This is a genomic window from Stenotrophomonas sp. pho (assembly GCF_006228405.1).
Lineage (GTDB): Bacteria > Pseudomonadota > Gammaproteobacteria > Xanthomonadales > Xanthomonadaceae > Stenotrophomonas > Stenotrophomonas sepilia.
Genome location: NZ_CP029759.1, coordinates 3,806,682 through 3,826,778 on the forward strand (window position 1 = coordinate 3,806,682; position 20,097 = coordinate 3,826,778).

At 66.8% G+C, this 20,097-nt stretch carries 19 protein-coding genes; 4 read left to right on the top strand and 15 right to left on the bottom strand.

Features of this window, described 5'->3' with window-relative positions; all coding sequences use genetic code 11:
- Positions 1 to 39: 39 nt before the first annotated feature.
- Positions 40 to 432, bottom strand: coding sequence for a VanZ family protein (locus tag DL544_RS17700; protein ID WP_139727676.1), 393 nt, complete (start codon positions 430 to 432; stop codon positions 40 to 42).
- Positions 429 to 1,643 (bottom strand): SAM-dependent methyltransferase, encoded by a 1,215-nt coding sequence (locus DL544_RS17705; protein ID WP_255312993.1) that lies wholly within the window; start codon positions 1,641 to 1,643, stop codon positions 429 to 431. Before DL544_RS17705 ends, DL544_RS17700 begins: the two co-directional genes overlap by 4 nt.
- Before the next feature lie 28 nt (positions 1,644 to 1,671).
- On the opposite strand from DL544_RS17705, the gene DL544_RS17710 reads away from it, so the two are divergent.
- Positions 1,672 to 2,409, top strand: a complete 738-nt coding sequence (locus DL544_RS17710; RefSeq protein ID WP_005419347.1) for a pteridine reductase — start codon at positions 1,672 to 1,674, stop codon at positions 2,407 to 2,409.
- Between the two features lie 65 nt (positions 2,410 to 2,474).
- On the opposite strand, the gene folK is transcribed toward DL544_RS17710, so the two are convergent.
- Positions 2,475 to 2,960 (bottom strand): 2-amino-4-hydroxy-6-hydroxymethyldihydropteridine diphosphokinase, encoded by a 486-nt coding sequence (gene folK / locus DL544_RS17715; RefSeq protein WP_005419350.1) that lies wholly within the window; start codon positions 2,958 to 2,960, stop codon positions 2,475 to 2,477.
- An 89-nt stretch (positions 2,961 to 3,049) separates the two neighbouring features.
- Between folK and DL544_RS17720 the strand changes: the two genes are divergently transcribed.
- On the top strand, positions 3,050 to 3,793 hold the full coding sequence (locus DL544_RS17720; RefSeq protein WP_065178043.1) for a proteasome-type protease: 744 nt from the start codon (positions 3,050 to 3,052) through the stop codon (positions 3,791 to 3,793).
- Positions 3,794 to 3,867: 74 nt separating this feature from the next.
- Here DL544_RS17720 and DL544_RS17725 read toward each other — a convergent pair whose 3' ends face one another.
- From DL544_RS17725 to DL544_RS17740, 4 genes are all read right to left on the bottom strand, one after another.
- On the bottom strand, positions 3,868 to 5,379 hold the full coding sequence (locus DL544_RS17725; protein WP_139727678.1) for a hybrid sensor histidine kinase/response regulator: 1,512 nt from the start codon (positions 5,377 to 5,379) through the stop codon (positions 3,868 to 3,870).
- A gap of 4 nt (positions 5,380 to 5,383) precedes the next feature.
- Positions 5,384 to 5,824 carry a response regulator gene (locus DL544_RS17730; protein ID WP_005411057.1) on the bottom strand — a complete coding sequence of 147 codons (441 nt, stop codon included), beginning with the start codon at positions 5,822 to 5,824 and terminating at the stop codon, positions 5,384 to 5,386.
- Complete coding sequence (locus tag DL544_RS17735) at positions 5,821 to 7,638, bottom strand: sensor histidine kinase (RefSeq protein WP_005419357.1); 1,818 nt, start codon at positions 7,636 to 7,638, stop codon at positions 5,821 to 5,823. Before DL544_RS17735 ends, DL544_RS17730 begins: the two co-directional genes overlap by 4 nt.
- A gap of 230 nt (positions 7,639 to 7,868) precedes the next feature.
- Entirely contained in the window at positions 7,869 to 8,255 is a 387-nt protein-coding gene (locus tag DL544_RS17740) for a BON domain-containing protein (protein ID WP_053498227.1), read from the bottom strand.
- A gap of 171 nt (positions 8,256 to 8,426) precedes the next feature.
- Here DL544_RS17740 and DL544_RS17745 point away from each other — a divergent pair, with 171 nt between their 5' ends.
- The gene (locus DL544_RS17745; protein ID WP_139727680.1) at positions 8,427 to 9,470 is read left to right on the top strand and encodes an oxidoreductase; all 1,044 of its coding nucleotides are present in this window, start codon (positions 8,427 to 8,429) and stop codon (positions 9,468 to 9,470) included.
- 184 nt (positions 9,471 to 9,654) lie between these two features.
- Here DL544_RS17745 and gnd read toward each other — a convergent pair whose 3' ends face one another.
- The 7 genes from gnd to DL544_RS17780 form a co-directional block, all read right to left on the bottom strand.
- On the bottom strand, positions 9,655 to 10,560 hold the full coding sequence (gene gnd / locus DL544_RS17750) for a phosphogluconate dehydrogenase (NAD(+)-dependent, decarboxylating) (RefSeq protein ID WP_005419362.1): 906 nt from the start codon (positions 10,558 to 10,560) through the stop codon (positions 9,655 to 9,657).
- Between the two features lie 10 nt (positions 10,561 to 10,570).
- Positions 10,571 to 11,809 (bottom strand): hypothetical protein, encoded by a 1,239-nt coding sequence (locus DL544_RS17755; RefSeq protein ID WP_065178070.1) that lies wholly within the window; start codon positions 11,807 to 11,809, stop codon positions 10,571 to 10,573.
- 17 nt (positions 11,810 to 11,826) lie between these two features.
- The gene (locus DL544_RS17760) at positions 11,827 to 12,417 is read right to left on the bottom strand and encodes a DUF2242 domain-containing protein (RefSeq protein ID WP_065178039.1); all 591 of its coding nucleotides are present in this window, start codon (positions 12,415 to 12,417) and stop codon (positions 11,827 to 11,829) included.
- Between the two features lie 233 nt (positions 12,418 to 12,650).
- Positions 12,651 to 14,828 carry a carboxy terminal-processing peptidase gene (locus DL544_RS17765; protein WP_005419368.1) on the bottom strand — a complete coding sequence of 726 codons (2,178 nt, stop codon included), beginning with the start codon at positions 14,826 to 14,828 and terminating at the stop codon, positions 12,651 to 12,653.
- 278 nt (positions 14,829 to 15,106) lie between these two features.
- The gene (gene lipA / locus DL544_RS17770; protein ID WP_005419370.1) at positions 15,107 to 16,117 is read right to left on the bottom strand and encodes a lipoyl synthase; all 1,011 of its coding nucleotides are present in this window, start codon (positions 16,115 to 16,117) and stop codon (positions 15,107 to 15,109) included.
- An 18-nt stretch (positions 16,118 to 16,135) separates the two neighbouring features.
- On the bottom strand, positions 16,136 to 16,846 hold the full coding sequence (lipB, locus tag DL544_RS17775) for a lipoyl(octanoyl) transferase LipB (RefSeq protein ID WP_134955846.1): 711 nt from the start codon (positions 16,844 to 16,846) through the stop codon (positions 16,136 to 16,138).
- On the bottom strand, positions 16,834 to 17,112 hold the full coding sequence (locus DL544_RS17780) for a YbeD family protein (RefSeq protein ID WP_005411067.1): 279 nt from the start codon (positions 17,110 to 17,112) through the stop codon (positions 16,834 to 16,836). The genes lipB and DL544_RS17780 overlap by 13 nt, the downstream gene beginning before the upstream one ends.
- Before the next feature lie 351 nt (positions 17,113 to 17,463).
- Between DL544_RS17780 and DL544_RS17785 the strand changes: the two genes are divergently transcribed.
- Positions 17,464 to 18,522, top strand: a complete 1,059-nt coding sequence (locus tag DL544_RS17785; protein WP_080375075.1) for a lipid A deacylase LpxR family protein — start codon at positions 17,464 to 17,466, stop codon at positions 18,520 to 18,522.
- A 48-nt stretch (positions 18,523 to 18,570) separates the two neighbouring features.
- Here the strand turns inward: DL544_RS17785 and DL544_RS17790 are convergent, their stop codons facing one another.
- Positions 18,571 to 20,082 carry a YadA family autotransporter adhesin gene (locus DL544_RS17790; protein ID WP_164263044.1) on the bottom strand — a complete coding sequence of 504 codons (1,512 nt, stop codon included), beginning with the start codon at positions 20,080 to 20,082 and terminating at the stop codon, positions 18,571 to 18,573.
- Positions 20,083 to 20,097: the final 15 nt, after the last annotated feature.

The window sequence follows — 20,097 nt, forward strand, 5'->3', positions numbered from 1 at the left end:
CGGGAGGGAGCCGAGCACGGGCTCGGCTCTACAGGAACCTCAGCCCCGCCAGCGCATCAGCAGATCGCACAACGGGGTCAGCGCCGTGGCCATGCCGGCCAGCACGCCGATCGTGTTGGCCAGCGCATCCATCGGGTCAGCAGTGCGGTTGCTGGTCAGCGCACCCTGCGCGAACTCGATGCCGACGCCCATCAGCACCAGCCCCACGCCCACCCACAGCAGCGGGCGCCCCGGCCGGAACAGCTGCACCGCGCTGCCGGCCAGGATGAAGTAGGCGAGGAAGTGCTCGCCCTTGTCGCTGTTTTCCGGCAGCGGGATCGGCGGTGGTGGGATCAGGCAGACCACGATCACCAGCAACACCGCCAATGTCCAAAGCGCGGTCCACAGCCGCTGCCGCCGCAGCGGCTTGATCAGCGGCAACGCATTGCTCACAGGCGCCAGCTCAGGTCGCCCAGTTCGAACGCCGGCTCGAAATCGACACCACGCTGCAGGCCGATGGCCTGGAAGCGCTCGCCCATCTCGGTCGGCAGGGTCAGCTTCTTCACCTGGTCACGCAGCTGGATGCGGCCGACCTCATCCGTACGCTCTTCGGCCAGCAGCAGCACCTGGTCCAGGCCGTTGCCGAGCAGGAAACTGGCCTGGCTGCAGTACCCCGCCAATTCGAAACCACCGTGCATGCCCGCCTCGGCCATCGCGGTGAAATCCACCGACGCGGTGATGTCCTGCAGGCCGGGCCAACGATGCACGTCGTTATGCACGTGGTGGCGGTAGAACGCGCGGACCGTGCCATCGTCGCGGTCGTGCTGGTAGAACTCGCTGCGGCTGTAGCCGTAATCGACAAACAGCATCGCACCACGCTGCAGGCCGCCAGCCACTGCCTGCAGCCAGTACGGCAGCTGCGGCAGCACCTCGGAGCGGTAACCGTCGGCAAAGGGCTTTTCCAGGTAACGCTCGATGTGGCGCACCGCACCGTTGAGCAGGATGTCAGCGGGCTGCGCGCCACGGATGAAGTTGCCTTCGCCATCAAGCTCGACGGTTTCCTCGTAGACCTCGCCGTCCCGGATCAGGAAGCGCGGGGTCGGCAGCGCGTCGATCACCTCGTTGGCGAACACCACGCCCTCCCACTCCTCCTCGAACGGGCGGTCGATCCAGTCCACGCGCGCGGCCAACTCGGCCGGCAGGTTCTGCTGCAGGCGCTGCTGCTGGCGCTCGCGCAGGTCGGCGCTGGGTTCGAGGATGGCGTAGCGCGACGGCAGCGCGTCCAGTTCGGCCAGGCGCAGCAGCACGGCCTCGGCGAATGCGCCGGTACCGCCCCCCAGTTCCAGCATGCGGGCCTGCGCGCCCAGCTGCGCGAACACCGGCGCCAGCGCATTGGCCACGCTGCCGGCGAACAGGCTGCCGAGCTCGGGTGCGGTGGTGAAGTCGCCGCTGCCACCGAACTTGCTGGCGCCGGCGCTGTAGTAGCCCCAGCCGGGGGTGTACAGGCACAGCTCCATGAAGCGCGAGAACGGCATCGCCCCGCCCTGCGCAAGGATTTCGGCACGCAGGGCGGCCGCCAGCTGGTCGCTGTGGGCCAGGGCATCGGCTTCGGGCAGGGGAAGGTGGGCTGCATGGCGTCTTCGAATGCGGTGACAATGGTGCACAGGATAGCCGAGCCTTGGAGGACCCTCGATGAGCGATACCCACCCCGTGGTCCTGATCACCGGCAGCGCGCGCCGGATCGGTGCGGCCATCGCCCGCCAGTTCCACGCCTGTGGCTGGTCGGTGGTACTGCATGCCAACACCTCCAGCGCCGAACTGCAGCAGGCCGCGTTCGATTTCGACAATGTGCGGCCGGGCAGCGTGCTTGCGCTGCAGGCCGACCTGCGTGACGCCGACGCCCTGCCCGACCTGGTGGAACAGGCCGTTACCCACTTCGGCCGCCTGGACGCGCTGGTCAACAACGCCTCCAACTTCTATGCCACCCCGCTCGGCCAGGTCACGGCCGAGGCGATGGACGAGCTGTATGCGGTCAATGCGCGCGCGCCACTGCTGCTGTCACAGGCGGCCGCGCCCTACCTGCGCCGCCAGCAGGGCTGCATCGTCAACCTGACCGACCTGCACGGCACCGATCCGATGCGCGACCACATCGCCTACACGATGGCCAAGGCCGCGCTGGAGATGGCCACCCGTTCGTTGGCGCTGGAGCTGGCGCCGAAAGTGCGGGTCAATGCGGTGGCGCCCGGCGCGATCCTGTGGCCCGAACAGGGCAAGGACGATTTCGCCCGCGAGGCGCTGCTGGCGCGCACGCCTTTGGCGCGGATCGGTACGGTCGAGGAGATTGCCGAAGCGGTGTACTGGCTGGTGGCCGAAGCCAGCTTCGTCACCGGCCACACATTGCGCGTGGATGGCGGGCGCACGGTAAGTTGAGGCGCTGCCGGGATCCACAACAGGGTCAGATCCCTTTTCCCGCCGGGAAAAGGGATCTGACCCCATCACTCAAGGTCAACCACCTCGAACGCCTCGCCAAACTGCGCGTGCGCGCGCCACAGCGTGGCCAGGTCCAGCCCGCTGACCGGATCGATGAAGTCTGGCGCGATGTCGGCCAGCGGCTTCAGCACGAAGGCATGCTTCAGTTCGGGACGGGGAATGCGCAGGTGGCCGGGACCTTCCACCACCAGGTCGCCGTAGAACACCACGTCGATATCCAGGGTGCGGTCGGAGAAGCGCGGCCCGCTGCGGTCGCGGCCGTGCGCGTCTTCCAGCGCATGCAGCCAGTCGTCCAGTTCCTGCAGCGGCAAGTCCGTCTCGATCGCCACCGCGTTGTTGAGGAAGGCCGGGCCGTCGAAGCCGACCGCGGCGGTACGGTAGGCCGGCGAGACCTGCAGCGCGCCGAAGCGCTCGCGCAGGGCCGCCACCGCGGCGTGGAGGTAGCGGCGGGGCTGGACATTGCTGCCCAGGCTCAGGAGCACGGTCGTCATGCGGTTCAGGTGGCAGCGATGGGGGCGTGGACATGCCGTCGTCACGGCGGCCTGCCTACAATCCGGGACGCACATGATAGGGCACCGACATGACCTATTGCGTTGGAATCGAGGTGGACGAGGGCCTGGTCTTCGCTGCCGACACCCGGACCAATGCCTCGCTGGACGATGTACGCGTGCATCGCAAGCTGCACGTGTTCGAATATCCCGGCCAGGCAGCCTACGTGCTGATGGCGGCTGGCAACCTGGCCACCACCCAGTTGCTGGTGTCGCGCCTGGGGCGCGATGCCGACGAGCGGCGCTCACCCAACCTGCGCGACATGACTCACCTTTTCGAGGCCGCCGCGTACGTTGGCCAGTTGCTGGTGGACAGCCAGGTGCACAGCAGCCACAGTGAACATGGCCACGATGGGGTCAATACCCAGGCCACGCTGATCTTCGGCGGCCAGATTGCCGGTGAGCGGCCTGGGCTGTACATGATCTACCCGCTCGGCAACGCCATCGCCGCCTCACCGGAGACGCCCTACCTGCAGATCGGTGAATCCAAGTACGGCAAGCCGATCCTCGACCGCATCCTCAGCCCCGCCACGCGCCTGGAGGATGCCGCCCGCACGGCGATCGTCTCGTTGGACTCCACCATCCGTTCCAATCTGTCGGTAGGCCTGCCGATCGACCTGGCGCTGCTGCGCGACGGTGAACTGCGCATCGGCCAGCAACTGCGGCTGGGCGCGGATTCAGCGCTGTACGCCGATATCCACCAGAACTGGTCACGGCGCCTGGAACAGGCGGTGGACGCCCTGCCGCGGTTCCCCTGGGAAACGCTGGACCGGTAGTGCCGGCCGCTGGCCGGCAACCGCAATGATCCCACCGCACGGGGATGCCGGCCAGCGGCCGGCACTACCCTTTGTCAGCCCAGCGCCTCGGCCACTGCGCGGAACACCTGTTGCATCTGCAGCGGCTTGCGCAGTATATGGACGTCCACGCCGGCCGGGAAGGCATCGGCAGGCACCGCCACCGCCGCATCCTCCAGCACCAGCGCCGGGCCGCGATAGCCCAGCGCAGCCATCTCGCCCAGCAGCTGGCTGGCCGGCAGCAGCTTTGAGCCGGCGTCTGCAATCACCAGCGCCGGCATCGCCTCCTGCTGCATCCAGCGCAGCGCCGCCGGGCCATCAGAGGCCAGCTGCAGCTGATACCCCTGGCTGGACAGCGCGTTGCCGAGCAGCGACAGGCGCGTAGCTTCGCCGTCGACCACCAGGATCGACTGGCCACTGCCCAGGGCCACCAGCTGCTCGATCGGCTCGCTGCCGTCGCTGGCTTCGTGCATCGGCAAGCGCAGCTCGAAGCAGGTGCCCTGCCCCGGCTGGCTGCTGACATGGATGCTGCCGCCGGCGCCTTCGACGATGCGCTTGCAGGAAATCAGACCCAGGCCGGTGCCATCGGCCTTGGTGGTGAAGAAGGGATTGAACAGGTGCGACAGCGTGTCCGCATCCATGCCGATGCCTTCGTCGGACACGCAGATCTGCATCCAGTCCACGCCATCGCGCTGCCCGGCATGGCTGGCGGTCAGGCTCAGGCGGCCACCGTTGGGCATCGCCTGGATCGCGTTGAGCGCCAGGTTCAGCATTACCTGCTGCAGTTCGGTGTAGTTGGCGTCGACCACCAGGCCTTCGTCCAGCACCTGCAGTTCCAGGCGCACGGCATCGGGCACGTTGCTGCGCAACAGCAGCGCCACCGCGTCGAACAGGCCGTCGATCTCGATGCGCTCGCTCGGCTTGCGCGAACCACGCACGAACGACAGCATCGACTCGGCCATCTCATGGCCGCGGCGGCCACACTCGGCGATGACGTCGGCCAGGTGGTGCAGCTGCGGATCCTCGGTGCGGGCCTTCAGCAGGTCCGGCATGATCAGCAACGGCTGCAGGATGTTGCGCAGGTCGTGGCTGAGCCCGGCGGCAAGCAGAGACAGGCTTTCCAGGCGCTGCGCACGCATCAGTTCGGTTTCCACGCGTGCGCGCTCGACCGCACTGCGTGCATCGCGGATCGCACGCGCGACCGCCGAAGGCAGGCGCGCAGGCTGGTGCTTGATGATGTAGTCGTTGGCGCCCTTCTGCAGCGCCGCTACCGCATTCTCCTCACCCATCGTGCCGGAGACGAAGATGAAGGGCACCTCCGGTGAGGTCTCGCGCACGATGCGCAGCGCGTCGTCACCGGAGAACCCCGGCATGCTCAGGTCGGACAGCACGATGTCCGGCTGGAACACAGCCAGTGCCTGGCGCAGTTCCGCCTCGCTCTCCACACGCTCGAAGCGGGCCTCCAGGCCCGCGTCGAGCATCTGTTCGGACATCAGCTCGGCATCTTCCGGTGAGTCTTCCACCAGCAGGATGCGCAGCGCCCCCAGGGCGGGACCGGTCAGGGGCATGGGCTCACTCGAGTTCCGGTGCCTGGTTGATCAATGCCCAGAACTTGCCCAGCGTCTGCACCGCGCCGAAGAACTGGTCCACGTCCACCGGCTTGACCACGTAGGCGTTCACGCCCATGTCCCAGCTGCGGGCCAGGTCACTTTCCTCGCGCGAAGACGACAGGATCACCACCGGCAGGCGCTTGAGTTCTTCGTGCTCGCGGATCTGCCGCAGCACTTCCAGGCCATCCATGCGCGGCATCTTGATGTCCAGCAGCAGCACCGCCGGCAAGCCTTCCTCGCGGTTGGCGAAGGCGCCGCGGCGCAGCAGGTAGTCCATCACTTCCACGCCGTCCTCGACGTGCACGATGGGATTGGCCAGACGCGCTTCTTCCAGGGCGTCGATCGCCATTTCGGCATCCGCCGGGCTGTCTTCGGCGAGAAGAATGGTGCGCAGAGTCGTCATGCAGAGGGACCTTGTTTGTCCGCGTCGGTCGCGGGGGGCAGGTAGAAGTGGAAAGCAGCGCCGACGTCCGGTTCGGCCTCGGCCCAGATACGGCCACCATGGCGGGTCAGCACGCGGCGCACGCTGGCCAGGCCGATGCCGGTCCCCGGGTAGTCACTGGCCTTGTGCAGGCGCTGGAACACACCGAACAGCTTGCCGGCGTAGGCCATGTCAAAGCCTGCACCATTGTCGCTGACCGTGAACTGATGGCCGCCGTCGGGCTGCTGCTGGTAGTCAACGCGGATCTTCGCCGGTTCGCGGTTGCCCGAGTACTTCACTGCGTTGCCGAGCAGGTTGAGCCAGACTTGGCGGATCATGTTTTCGTCGCCCACCACGATCGGCAGCGGCGCGATGCTCCACTCCACCTGGTGCGCATGGCCGCTGTTCTCGGCCTCGGCCTGCAGGTTGGAATCGAGCATGGCGCGGGTGTCGGCCACCAGCGACTGCATGTCCACCGCCTGCTGCCGCATCGCCGCACGGCCAAGTCGCGAGTAGACCAGCAGGTCGTCGATCAACGCTGCCATGCGCCGGGCCGAACTGGAAATCACGTCCAGATAGTGGCGGCTCTTGTCATCAGCCTGGTCGCCGAGGTGGCGCGACAGCTTGTCGGAGAATCCTGCCACGTGGCGCAGCGGTGCACGCAGGTCATGCGAGACCGAATAGCTGAAGGCCTCCAGCTCGCGGTTGACCTCGGACACCTGCGCAACCTTTCCTTCCAGCTGGCGGTTCAGCTCTTCGACGCGCAGCTGCACTGCGCGCTGCATGGTGACGTCGCTGATGGTCAGCAGCACCACCTCGTCATCGCTGTCGGGCAGCGGCATGCGCCGCGCGTTGAGCAGCATGTAGCGCACCATGCCGTCGGCGGTGCGCTGCTCGTGCTCGAAGTCCCACAGTTCGCGACCGCGCGACAGTACGTCGGCCAGGCGCTGCCGGACCACCGGGTCCTGCCATGCGTTGTCGCCAACGTTTTCCAGCAGCAGGCCGTCGGCGCGCTCGTCCTGCAGGCCGTACAGCTCAGCGAATGCTGGATTGTGCAGCTGCACGCGCAGGTCGCGGTCGAGCAGCACGATCGGTTCGCGCACGGTCTGCAGCACCGACGCCGCACGTGCAGCCGAGCGCAGCGATTGCCGCTCCGCATGCAGGCGACGGCCGATCTGCCGCTGCAGCAGCCACAGCACCAGGCCGAGCAGCGCCAGCTGGATCACCAGCGAACTCCACGACACCAGTTCGGTCTGCTTGCGCTGGCGTGCCGCCTGCTCGGCGCGCAGCGCCAGCAGCTTCTGCTCGCTGGCCTGCAGTTCTTCCACCAGCCCGCGGATGGGATAGCGCGTACTCAGGTCCTGCACCAGCTCGCGCTGGTCGCTGTTCGGTTCGGACCTGGCCAACTCGCGGGCAAGTGCCATGCGGCCTTCCAGCATCGATTCGATCCGACCGATGCGGATCAGCTGGTCGGGATTGTCGCGGGTCATCCGGCCCAGTTCGGCCAGGCGCCCGGGAATTTCATCGGCCCGGGCCATGCGTTCGCGCAGGCCGGGGGCATCCACGCCCTTGGACAGGGTCAACGCGGCCGATTCGACATCGCGCACATCGGCCTGCAGTTGCTGCAGTGCCACGCCCACGGCCTGGGTGTGGTTGACCCAGGCCATCGCTTGTTCGCTGTCCTGCTGCAGTTTACGCAGGGTCAACCACGGCACCACGATGATCGCGGCGGCGGCCAGCGCCAAGGCCGGCAACCGCCAGCGGTCCCAGATGTCGTCACTGAAAACCAGCGCCATAGTTCCTCGTCAGCTCTGCCGCGACGCGTTGGCCGGGTCGAGCCCGGTTGCGGCGGAACCGGCAATATAGCGCAGGCGGTCACAACTCTGGAATTTCCAGCGCGGTCGGCTGAACGGGTTGGCAATCAGACCTGTAGGGCCAAGCCCATGCTCGGCTGCCTTGGAGTGCCAGCCGAGCATGGCTCGGGTCTACAGGTCAGCGGGCGCCCCACGCGGGACGCCCAACCGGTTCAGCGCTTGGCGGCAGCGCTGACCTTCAATGCGGCGGCATCGACGCGGGTCACGCCCTTGATGCCCTTGGCGGTGGTGACCGCCTTGTCCTTCTCGGCCTGGGTGGCCACGGTGCCGCTCAGGCTGACCACGCCGTTCACCGTTTCCACCTTGATCTCGGTGCCCGGGACGTTGCTGCTGGTCAGCAGGTCCGCCTTCACCTTGGTGGTGATCCAGCTGTCGGTCACCGGTTCGTTGGAATCATGGCGATCCGCGTGGGTAGCCGGATGTGCGCTGGTGGTCGGCGGGCTCTTCGCGGCCGGGTCCTTGGCGAATGCGGCCGAGGAGGACAGTGCCAGGCCCAGCGTCAGGGCAGAAGCAATCAGCGTGCGAGTGGTATTGCTCATCGTGTCGTTCTCCTTCGGGATGTGCTGCCAGTCTGGACAAGCGCACGTGGAGCAGGCGTGGCGTCGTGGTCATGCCGCCGTGAATCGAAGCGTTTCCAACGGCAACGGTTCAGTTTTGGGCTGTCCGCATCTGTCGTTTACCCTGCCCTTCCCCCCTGCCGGAGCTCTGCCATGCGCCCCGACCTGCACCTGGCCCTGATCGGCTACGGCCTCGCCGGCCGCGTCTTCCATGCCCCTCTGATCCAGCACACGCCCGGCCTTGTCCTGCACAGCATCGTCAGCTCGCAGCGCGACACGTTGCTGCGCACGTTCAGCAACGTACACGTGCGTGCAACGCCACAGGACGTGTTCGACGATCCAGCGGTGGATGCGGTGGTGATCGCCACGCCGAACGAACAGCACGCGCCGCTGGCGATGGCCGCGCTGGCCGCCGGCAAGCACGTGCTGGTCGACAAACCCTTTGCGCTGGATGTGGCCGAAGCGGAAACAGTACTGGCCGCAGCACGCGACGCCGGCCGCATCGCCACCGTGTTCCAGAACCGGCGCTTCGATGCCGACTTCCTCACGCTGCAGGCGCTGCTGTCCGAAGGCACGCTGGGCGAGGTGGCCGAATGCCATGCGCATTTCGACCGCTACCGGCCGCAGGTGCGCGACCGTTGGCGCGAACAGGACGGGCCAGGCAGTGGCCTGTGGTACGACCTCGGCCCGCACCTGCTGGACCAGATGCTGGTGCTGTTCGGCTGGCCCGACGCCATCGATGCGGATCTGGCCGTGCAGCGCCAAGGTGGCGCCGGCATCGACTACTTCCACGCCGTACTGCACTACCCACGGCATCGCGCCATCGTGCATGCCGGTTCGCTGGTGGCTGCCCCTGCCCCGCACTTCAGCGTGCATGGCAGCAAGGCCAGCTGGATCAAGTACGGCCTGGATGTGCAGGAGGCCCAGCTGCGCCGCGGCGTAGCGCCGGGTGCGCCCGGATGGGGCATCGATCCCCGGCATGGCGAACTGGTGCACTGTGATGCAGAAGACAATGTTCTGCGCAGCACCGTCGACAACCTGCCCGGCGACTATCGTCGGTTGTATGCGCAGTTCGCAGCGGCGATGCACGGCGACGGCGAAGCGACGGTCAGCCCGATGCAGGCATTGCAGTTGATGCGGCTGCTGCAGGCCGGCATGGACAGCGCGCGCGAAGGGCGGCGGATCGCGTTGGACTGACCAGTAGATCCACGCCATGCGTGGATGACGTGGCAACGATCGGAGACGGCTTTTGTAGAGTCGAGCCATGCTCGACTGGCTGCATGGGGTCAGAACCCTTTCCTGCGGAAAGGGATCCGACCCTGATCTGCCCGGGGTCGGATCCCTTCGGCAACGCCGAAGGGCTCTGACCCCACCGCAGTGCTTACGACTTCTTGATGGCGTGGCCGCCGAATTCATTGCGCATCGCCGACAGCAGGCGGTCGGTGAACGAATTGGATTCCCGCGAACGCAGGCGTTCCAGCAGCGACAACGTGATCACCGGTGCCGGCACGTCCAGCGCGATGGCTTCGGCCACGGTCCAGCGGCCTTCCCCGGAATCCTCCACGTATGGCGCGATGCCATCCAGCGACGGATTGCGCTTGAGGGCTTCGGCACTCAGGTCCAGCAGCCACGAACGCACCACGCTGCCGTGGCGCCAGACTTCGGCTACCTGGGCCAGGTCCAGCGCCATCTCCTGCTTGCGCTCCATCAGCGCGAAGCCTTCGGCATAGGCCTGCATCATCCCGTACTCGATGCCGTTGTGGACCATCTTGGTGAAATGGCCGGCGCCGGATGGACCAACACGCGCCCAGCCGCGATCCTCCGCCGGAGCCAGCGTGCGCAGCAGCGGTGCGATCTGCTCCACCACCGACGCTTCGCCACCGACCATCAGGCTGTAGCCTTCCTGCAGGCCCCACACGCCGCCGCTGGTGCCACAGTCGACGTAGCCCAGATCGTCCTCCGCCAGCGCCTTGGCGCGACGGATCGAGTCCTGGTAGTTGGAGTTGCCGCCGTCGATGACGATGTCACCCTCGGCCAGGTGCGGGGTCAGCTGTCCCAGCGTCTGGTCGACGGTTTCACCCGCCGGCACCATCAGCCACACCACGCGCGGCACCGGCAGCGCGGCCACGGCGGCGGCCAGCGAATCAACCACCTCCAGGCCGGCCTCTGCAGCACGCTGGCGCGCACTTTCGCCCGGGTCGTAGCCGACCACGCGGTGGCCGCCGCGATGCAGGCGCTGGGCCATGTTGGCGCCCATGCGGCCGAGGCCGATCATTGCAATATCCATTGTTTCACCTTCAGTTGGGGTCTAGGGTCAGGCTGCCTGGCCTGCCGGTAGCCGCGCAGTGGCGCAGCTGCGCCTCGCGCCAACGCCGGTAGAGCGTGGTATGCAGATTGTGCACCGCTAGGTCGATCGAAAACGGCGTTCTCGGGTTGCGATCGAGCAGGCGGACGATGTGGTAGCCGATAGGACGTATACCGCGCGGATGCACGTAGATCACGAACTGCTGGTAGAACGGATCGTCCAGCAGCTGATCCATGCGCACCAGAGCCGCGTGGTAGCGCGGTGCCAGGCGCGCGCGCAGCTGTGGATCGCGCTCGAACAGCAGGCGCTCGAAATAGCGCTGGCCGATGCGCGGGATGTCCTGCGCCAGTTTCCAGAGCTCGGCATTGCGCTGGTCGTACCAGGCCAGGCCAGCGTGCAGTGCCAGCGCCTGCGCAGCGCCCTCGCCCACCTCGACCACCACGAAGTTCTCGGCCTGGTTGCTCAGGTCGTCCAGCGTGCCTTTGTCGTACACATGTTCGATGAAACCGGGCACGCCCACGAACGCCTGCCGCCCCATCGCCGAGGTGCGCACCGCCTTGCCATCGGCGAAGAAGTCGCCCGCATGCGCGCCGAGCAGGATGCTGTCGGTGTCGTGCAGCGCGAGGAAGGTGCCGATCGACAGTTCCTCCGCTGCGAACCCTGTGTCGAACGCAGCATCGCCATACAGCTCTCGCTGGGTGGCCAGCTGTGCGACCTGGCGGCCGACACCGCATTCGGCACGCACGGCACCGCTGTAGAACGCCTCCAGCGCATGGCTGTTGCCCGCGCGGGGCACGAAGCCACGACCGAAACTGCGTGTACGCTGCCAACCCTGTGCCGGTGCGCCCTGCAATCCGAAGCCGATCCATCCCAGCTGCGGGCCGGAGAAGCGGAACGTGGGATTGCCCTGCAATGCCGAAGTCGCGCGCCGCGTGGCCGCCCCCAGCTCAAAGGCATAGGCGCAGACGGTGGCGGGGTCATCCAGCAGCTGCTGCAGAAGTGCGTGCCGAGCAGCAGCGGGCAACGCCGTCGGCCACCGCACCTGCAGGTCGCCGGCCGCCTGTGAATCAGCCAGCGAGGCACGCGTACATACGGGACCACCGCGCACCTGCGGCGCAGTGAGGGACGCTTCTTCGAAGCGCCACCCCAACCGCTGCAGCAGGCCCTGCGTACAGTCCGGGGATGGCGATGCCACGACCCACGCGGGCGCCAGCAGCAGGGCTGCAATCAGCCACCTGCCGCGCACACTCAGCCCTGGTCCGTAACCGCCGGTGCGGGTTCCGGCGCCGCTGCCGGCGATGGCGATGGCGTGCCCGCCGCGGCCGGCAGATACTGCTGCAGGCGCTGGAAGAAGCGACGATAGAACTCGGCATCCGTGACCGTGCTGCTGGCCACCTTCACCAGCGAGTCGTCGTTGCTGCCGAACGGCAGCGACACCGAGCCCAGCGCACCCACACCGACACTGGCCGAGGTCGGGCTCTTCTTCAGCGCGTAGCGGTCCTGCACGGCACTGACGAACACCAGCGTCTGGCTGCCGCGCGGGGCGCAGGAGATGCGCAGCACCAGCTGCTCATGGTCATCCTCGCGCGGCTGGAAGTTCTTGTTGCCCTCCACCTGCGCATCATCGGAACGGGCGATGGCATAGCCTTGGCTGAGCAGCGTGCGGCGCGCGGCCTCGCAGGCTTCACGGGGGCGTCCCTCAACGGTGCGCGAGAAGGTATCGCCGGAATCGAAAGACTCGCGCAGCACGGTGCTGTCGGCGGCGCGGCCACCACAGGCCGAAAGGATCAAGGCGCTGGCGCACGCCACGGCAGCGCTGGAAAGACGGGAGGCCCGCATGGGTACTCCTGCGAGAACGGAAGCACCAAGGGTAGTCCCGCCCCCGTGTGCGGCAGGTCGATATGGCCCCCACGTTGCTCCCGGTTCATGCACGTAAAAGGGGACGGAGGGGATCAAGTCGTTTGCGGCACTTCACTGGTCCGGACATGGCCCGGCGCGACCGGGAATGGGCTTCCCAAACAAGAAGGGGCCGGCAATGCCGGCCCCTGCGAATGTCGCGCGCCGTCTCCGGCTCAGTCCGCCCAACGCCCCGCGCCGGTGGACTGCGGCAGCACCTGGGCCGACAGCGGACGGTCATTGGCCAGCAGGTTCACCGCGTCGGCCAGGATCGAGGCCGACTCGCGCAGCAGCGGGTCCGGACGCTTTTCGGCAGCCTTTTCGCGGGCGGCATCCTTCACGATGTCGCGCTCGTTGCCGGTCAGGCCATCATCACTGCTGTCATCGGCCAGCGGGTCCAGGGCCAGGCCCAGCTCCTTGCGCTGCAGCTGGCGTTCCTTGCGCTGGGCGTCCTGGCGCTCGCGTTCGGCGCGACGGGTGGCCTCGTTGAGCGAGATGTACTTCTTCGCCGCCTCGGTCCGGAACTGCTGCACGTCCTCGTTCCACCACTGGAATTCCTTGTCGGTGGCGATTCGCGCGTCGTGGCGGGCCTCCAGCTTCGGCAGCAGCGGCGCGAAGTTGCCGTACTGGGTGTGCGGCACGGCGGCGATGCGGGTCCACGGCAGGGCGTTATCGTAGGTGCTCTCGCCGAACTCGGTGGCATCGACGCTGGCCGGGAAGGCCAGGTCCGGCACCACGCCCTTGTGCTGGGTGCTGCTGCCGCTGATGCGGAAGAACTGGGCGATGGTCAGCTTGACCTGGCCGAAGCGCTGGGTCTCGCCACTCGGCCAGCGGTCGAGGTCGACGATGTTCTGCACGGTGCCCTTGCCGAAGCTGGTTTCACCGATCACCAGGCCACGACCATAATCCTGGATCGCACCAGCGAAGATCTCCGAGGCCGAAGCCGAACCGCGGTTGATCAGCACCGCCAGCGGGCCATCCCACGCCACGCCCTGGTTGCGGTCGCTGTTGACGGTGACGCGGCCACCGGACTCGCGCACCTGCACCACCGGGCCCTGCTCGATGAACAGGCCGGTCAGTTCGATGGCTTCATCCAGCGAACCGCCGCCGTTGTTGCGCAGGTCCAGCACCACGCCGTCCAGCTTGTCGTTCTTGAAACCAGCCAGCAGCTTGGCCACGTCGCGGGTGGCCGAGGCATAGTCGGCGGCGTTGCGGCGGCGGCCTTCGAAATCCTGGTAGAAGGTCGGCAGCTTGATCACACCAATCTTCCGTGCCGGCTCGCCGTTGGCGGCCGGAATGGTCATGGTCTCGCCCTTGGCGGCCTGTTCGGCCAGGCGCACCTTCTGCCGGGTCAGCACCAGGGTGTGGTGCTTGCCATCGGCACCTTCGGCAGCCGGAATGAACTCCAGCTTGACCTGGGTGTCCTTGGCGCCGCGGATCTTGGCGACCACATCGTCGATGCGCCAGCCGATCACGTCCTCGACCTGGCCAGACTTGCCCTGGCCAACGCCAACGATGCGGTCACCCGGCTTCAGCGTGCCGTCCACCGCAGCCGGGCCGCCGGCGATGATCTCGCGGATCACCACCACGTCGTCCTGGCGCTGCAGCTGCGCACCGATGCCTTCCAGCGACAGCGACATCGCCTGGTTGAAGTTCTCGGCCGTGCGCGGGGTGAAGTAATCGGTGTGCGGATCAACCGCGCTGGTGTACGAATTCATGAAGAACTGGAAGACGTCTTCGCCCTTCAGCTCGTTGACCGACTTTTCCAGCGTCGCGTAGCGCTTGTCCAGCGTCTTGCGGATATCGTCCGGCTTCTTGCCTGCCAGCTTCAGGCGCAGCCAGTCGTTCTTCACCGACTTGCGCCACAGCTCATCCAGCTCGGCGCTGCTGGCCGCCCACGGCACCTTCTTGCGGTCGTACTCGAAGCGCTCGTCGGTGGTGAAGTCCGGCTCCTGCTTGAGCAGCTTGCGCGCAAAGGCCACACGTTCGCCGACACGCTGCTTGTAGACCGCGAACACCTGGAACGCCGGTTCCAGTTCGCCGCCACGGATGGCCGAGGAGATGTTGGCTTCGAAGGGCGCGAAGCGCGCCACGTCGGCCTGGGTGAAATACTGCTTGGCGCCGTCCAGCGTCTCCAGATAGCGCTTGAACACGTCCTTGGAGGTGGCCTCGTCCAGCGCACGCGGGCGGTAGGCGTAACGACTGTCGGACAACAGGCCATACACCAGCTTGGAGGTGGTCACCTGATCGGCAGTCGCCGCAGCGGGCAATGCAGGCGAGTCGGCCTTGGCCGCCAGCGCCAGCGGCGCGACCAGCGCCAGGGCCATCAGGAATGCGGGGGCTTTGAATTTCATTGACGTGCTCGAAGGCGCCTTGCCAAGGGGGAGACTGCAGGGTGTTCAGACACCCCGACAGTGCCGAAAGTTGCCGGGTTTGTCACCCGGCCGCGCTCGGTGGAAAACCAGCCTAGCGGGGCCGGTGTAGCAAATTGTGAATGCATGTAGAGCCGAGCCCATGCTCGGCTGGCCGGCAGCAAGCAGCCGAGCATGGGCTCGGCTCTACCGCAGGCAGAGGTGTGCGGACCAACGGTCCGCACCCACAGGAGAAGCAGCTCCCACCCACCGGGAGGGTGTCAGGAAACCCCTGCGCCCTTGGCCTGAACGTCGGCGTGGTACGACGAGCGCACCATCGGGCCGGACGCCACGTGGCTGAAGCCCAGCTCGTAACCGTAGTCTTCCAGTGCCTTGTAGTCGTCGGGGGTCCAGTACTTCAGCACCGGGTGATGGTGCGCGGTCGGCTGCAGGTACTGTCCGATGGTGATCATGTCCACATCGTGCGCGCGCAGGTCACGCATCGTGGCCTTGATCTGTTCGAAGTCCTCGCCCAGGCCCAGCATGATGCCGCTCTTGGTTGGCACGTCCGGGTGCTGCGCCTTGAAGTTCTTCAGCAGGTTCAGCGACCACTGGTAGTCCGCACCCGGGCGCACGTTGCGGTACAGGTCCGGCACGGTCTCGATGTTGTGGTTGAACACATCCGGCGGGTTCTGCGCCAGGATCTCCAGCGCACGTTCCATGCGGCCCTTGCCGCGGAAGTCCGGGGTCAGCACTTCGATGCGGGTACCCGGCGACTTTTCGCGGATGGCGGTGATGCAGTCGACGAAGTGCTGGGCACCGCCGTCGCGCAGGTCATCGCGGTCGACGCTGGTCACCACCACGTACTTCAGGCCCATGTCGGCCACGGTCTGGCCGAGGCTGGCCGGTTCGTTGGCATCCGGCGGCTTCGGGCGGCCGTGGGCGACGTCGCAGAACGAGCAGCGCCGGGTGCAGACCTCGCCGAGGATCATGAAGGTGGCGGTGCCGTGGCCGAAGCACTCATGGATGTTCGGGCAGCTGGCTTCCTCGCAGACCGTCACCAGGCGGTTCTCGCGCAGCTTGGCCTTCAGGTTCTGCACGGCATTGCCCGAAGGAATGCGCACGCGGATCCAGGACGGCTTGCGCAGTACCGGCGCATCGGCGAACTGCACCGGCGAACGGTTGATCTTGTCACCGCCCAGCTGCTTGACCCCGGCCTGCAACGGCGCGGTGGACGGAGAATCGCCCTGCACGATCTGCAGGGGAATGGAACGGGCGGTGGTTTCAGTCATGGCAGTTCCGGGGGGCGGTCAGGCGGCCGCAGAAAGATCGGGCAGTTCGGGCGTGTGCTGCAGCAGCAGGCCAAACTGGCGGGCCAGGTGGTCCAGCAGCACTGGCTTGACGGCCTCCATCCCGGAGGGGCCGCCCAAGTCCAGCACCGAGGTCACCTGCAACCCCTGATAGCCACAGGGATTGATGCGGTGGAAGGGTTCCAGGTCCATGGCCACGTTGAAGGCCAGCCCATGGAAGGTGCAGCCGCGGCGCACACGGATGCCGAGTGCGGCAATCTTGGCACCACCGACGTAGACGCCTGGGGCGCCCTCGCGGCGTTCGGCGCCGATGTTCCACTCGGCCAGGGTATCGATGAGCGCCTGCTCGATGCGACACACGTAGTCGCGCACACCGATACCCAGCCGTGGCAGGCGCAGCAACGGATAGATCACGATCTGGCCGGGACCGTGATAGGTCACCTGGCCGCCGCGGTCCACGTGCAGCACGGGGATGTCGCCCGGCGCCAGCACATGCTCGTCCTTGCCGGCCTGGCCCAGGGTGAACACCGGATCGTGCTCGACCACCCACAGCTCGTCGGCATCGGCGTCGCTGCGCTGGTCGGTGAAGCGCTGCATGGCGCGCCACACCGGTTCATACAGCTGTCGGCCGAGGTCACGGACCAGCGCCGGACGCGGCGCACGGTCCTCCGGGGCGGCTTCGGCCGGGCAGGAGTCGGCTACAGCGTCCACTTCACTTCCGGGTGGTCACGCAGCGCCTGGTGCGCCAGGTCGTACTGTTCGCGGCTCTCGGCCTTGAACACGATGCGGACGGACACGTACTTGCCGTTGGAGGAGTGCTTCCAGCTGATGCGTTCGTTCACCACATCGATGCCGGCGGCCAGCAACAGGCGGGGAAGCTCATGCTCCAGGCCGCGGTTGGCCGGGCCCATGGCGCTGAGCTCGAACTGGCCGGGGAACTGGAAGCCGTGGTCGGGGTTGTCGGACTTGATTTCCATGGCCCCATTATCGGGCCGCAGGGCAACAAACCCAAGAGTATTCATCAACGCCAGGACCGCACCGGCGGTCTGCTGCGTTGCAGGCGGCCCAAAGGGACGGGCCTGAGGCCCAACGGCAGCTGACTGCAATCTCCTGACCATCACCAGCGCGAACATCGTACGGGCGGCCCGCGACCGCCTTCACGCCCGGCCTGCGGCGCGTACGCGGGTAACAAATTGTGCCCGCCGGACAATGTTGTTTTCGGAACAGACAAGTGATCCGGACGTGCTCGTTCCGACGCGCGGGCACGAGTACCGTAGCGTTGCAGAAAACGACTGAAAACCGCCCCCTTCCCCATGAGCATTCCATCCATGCGTAGTGTCGCAGCTCTCGGGCTCGCCGGCCTGCTGGCCTCTGCCCTCCCCCTTGCCGCCCAGGCGGCCGAACAATGTGGCCCGGACGCCATGCGCGACCACCCGCCGCAGGTCAATTTCCGCGTCGACAACGACCTGTTCGGCGGCCGCCACCAGGATCAGGGCTATACCAACGGTGCGCTGTTGACCCTGGTCTCCCCCAATCTGGTCGATTACACCGACGACCCCTGCCTGCCGCGCATGGCGCGCTGGGTGAACCGGTACCTGGAAGGGCTGCATCCGGGCAAGTTCGAACAGCAGAACATGATCTTCAGCATCGGCCAGGGGATCTTCACCCCGACCGATTTCACTCGCAGGGACCTGATCGAGGACGACCGCCCTTACGCCGGCGTGCTGATCGCGAACTTCGGTTTCAATGCGCGCAGCGGCGACCGCCTGCAGACCACCCAGCTGACACTGGGCGTGGTCGGCCCCTGGGCACAGGGCAAGCAGGTGCAGAATGCCGTGCACGACGTGCTGGGCGACGAAAAATTCAAGGGTTGGGACAACCAGCTGCACAACGAACCACTGTTCATGCTGACCCATGAGCGCATGCGCCGCTGGCCGGGCGATGCCAGCGTCAATGCCGACGGTTGGGGTTGGGACGCGATCAGCCACTACGGCGGGTCGATCGGCAACCTGGAAACCAAGGCCAATTTCGGCGGTGAAGTGCGCTTTGGCTGGAAGCTGCCGGACGACTTCGGCAGCACGCCGTTGCGCCCGGCCGGTGAGAACACGGCGCCGACCCGCAGCGGCCGCCCCGGTGGGTGGTCCTGGCACCTGTTCGCGACCTCGGACGCTGCCTGGGTGATCCGCGATATCACCCTGGATGGCAACACCTTCCGCAACAGTCACAGCGTGGACAAGCGTCATGTGGTGGCCTACGGCGGGTACGGCGTGGCGGTGATGTACGGCCGCTGGAAGTTCGCTGCCGCGCGCTACCACAGCACGCGCGAATTCAACGGCCAGCGCGAGGCGCCGGTGTTCGGCAGCTTCACCATCAGTCGTGCGCTGTAGGCCCAGCCTCGGTTCCGCCGGGTGTTGCCCGGCGGACACCTCGCGTGCCTACCAGCTGAAACCCGCGCCGGCAGAAACGCTCTGGTCACTACCACTGAAGGCGCCACCCAAGGACACCGAGACGTTCTTCTTCTCGCCCAGTATCCGCTGGTAACCCACGGCCAACGCCGAACGCCCGTTCTGCGAACCGACACCCGCACCCACGCGGTTGTCGCCGCTCAAACCGGCGGTGTTGATTGCCATGCCCGCATAGGCCGCGCTGATCGCCCCCATGCGGTCAAGCCGCGTGTCCATCGCGTTGAAGCGGCCATCGGTGTACTCACGCTCGGCCTTGAAACGATCATCCATCTGCTGCACGTTCACCGCATCGGTCGGGCGTACGCCGGCCGCGACATTGCTGACGACGCGCTCATTGCCTTGGGAGCCCACCGAGAACTCACTGTCGCGGTCAGCCGTAGATCCGGCACCGACAGCAACCGAATTGTTGCCCGTCGCACTGGCGCCTTCGCCCATGGCCACCGAGCCCGTACCCGAGGCCACACTACCCTCGCCCACGGCCACTGCGCCCACGCCGGACGCCGCGCTTCCATTGCCAAGGCCGATCGCGCCCTTGCCGGAAGCATCGCTCCCTTCGCCAATGGCCACCGATCCCTCACCGGTACCGGGGGAGACACCCGGATTGCCCGTGCCGGGATTTCCGGTCCCCGGGCCACCAATGGAACCATCCTCGATCCCACGCTCGATCGAACCCAGCCGGTCGTCCATCTGTCGCCATTGGGCTTCCCAGTTGGCATTCATCTGCCACAGCTGGCTGCCATTGACGGCTTCCATGCTGAACTGGCCAATCTGGCCGGCGGCGACCTTGTCCAGCACCGTGCCACCCGTTCCGCCGAGCGAGGCCCGGGACAGACTTGCATCGTCGTAAGTGAGCACGCTCAGCGTCTCACCACTGACGGGATCAATCGCGCCAGCCGCCCGCAGCTGCGCGATGGTCACCACGTCATCTTCGTTGACGCCGTTGGCCACGCCGCTCAGGCGCCGGTAGCCATCCCCGCCTGCGAAATCCACCACAGTACCGCCCTTGCCGGCAGCCACGCTCACCACGCCCGTACCGGAATCATGGGTGACGATGCCGGAGGAGCCGTCAGCAAGGCCCGCGACGTCATCACTCAGCGTCTTCAGCGAGCCTTCTGCGCCGGACATGCGCGTCTGCAATCCGCCAACGTCGCTCTCCAGCGAACCCACCTGGGCACCCAGCTTCGAGGCATCGTCCTTGATCGTGTCGATGTCACTCTCCACCCGCCCAACGCGCTCATTGGTCGAGAACAGCTGCGCACCGGTGATGGCATCGGCACTGCCTGCAGCGATCACACCGTCAGCCATGTTGGTGATGCGGCGGTTGTCAACGCCATTGCCCACCGATACCGTGTTGGCCGCATTGGTGGTCGCCCCGGCTCCCAAGGCGACGCTGTTACTGTGGCTGGCGGTCGCATCGTAGCCCACCGCTACGCCACCTTCGGCCGAAACAGTACTGGCATTGCCCAGGGCTACTGCCTTCATCTTGGTGGTTGGGGC